This window comes from Acidiphilium sp. PM (assembly GCF_000219295.1).
In the GTDB taxonomy this organism is placed as follows: Bacteria; Pseudomonadota; Alphaproteobacteria; order Acetobacterales; family Acetobacteraceae; genus Acidiphilium; species Acidiphilium multivorum.
This window is the reverse complement of sequence record NZ_AFPR01000317.1, coordinates 1-912: the sequence shown is the minus strand read 5'-3', so window position 1 is coordinate 912 and position 912 is coordinate 1. Positions and strand designations below refer to the sequence as shown.

The 912-nt window shown below is 77.7% G+C and carries 1 pseudogene; it reads left to right on the top strand.

From position 1 onward, the window contains the following. A pseudogene (locus APM_RS12060) lies at nt 1-912 on the top strand (hypothetical protein); the annotation flags it as partial.

Sequence of the window (912 nt, the reverse complement as noted above, 5' to 3'; positions counted from 1 at the left end):
CGGTCTCCGCGCCCTATGGCGCCGCCATGGCCGGCGCCTATGCCGCCCAGACCGGCGACAACGCGGCCGCCGCGCATTACTTCGCCGCCGCCCTCGCCGCCGACCCGGACAATGCCCGCCTCGCCGGCCAGAGCTTCCTCAGCGCCCTGCTCGCCGGCAAGGCCGACGCCGCGCGCCTCGCCGCCCGCCTGCCCGGCGATCCGCTCGCGGTCATGACGCTGGGCGACGCGGCGGCGAAGGCGGGGGACTGGAAGCAGGCCGCCACCCGTTTCGCCGCGCTGCCGGCCGAGGGGCTCACCGGCCTGATCCGCCCGGTCCTGCTCGCCTGGTGCGAGGCCGGCGACGCCGAATACGGCGCGGCGATCGGCCGGCTCGACCGCGCCGCCGCGCACCCCGGCCCCTTCGCGCCGATCTACCGGCTCAACGCCGCGCTGATCGCCGACATGGCCGGGCGCGAGGCCCAGGCCGCCCGCTTCTACGCCCTCGCCACGCTCGGCATCGGCCAGCCCAACCTGCGCCTCGCCCTCGCCTTGGCCAGCTTCGCCGACCGCGCCGGCCATCCCGGCCACGCCCGCGCCCTGCTGCTGCAACTGGTCGCCTCCCACCCCGAGCTGCGCATCGCCCTGCCGGCGCTCGAACGCGCCGCCCGCCGCCCGGTCGTCGACACCCCCCGCCAGGGCATCGCCGAGGCCTATCTCACCCTCGCCGGCACCGTCGGCGGCCGGCAGGACCCGCTGCTGCGCCGCATCCTGCTCCGCTTCGCGCTCGATCTGCGGCCCGACCTCACCGCCGCCCGCATGCTCGCCGCGACCGATGCGATGCAGGACAAGCGCCCCGAGGCCGCCGCCGCCCTGCTCGCCGGCATCGCGCCGGACGATCCGCTCTACGCCCCCGCGCTGCTGCAACGCACCG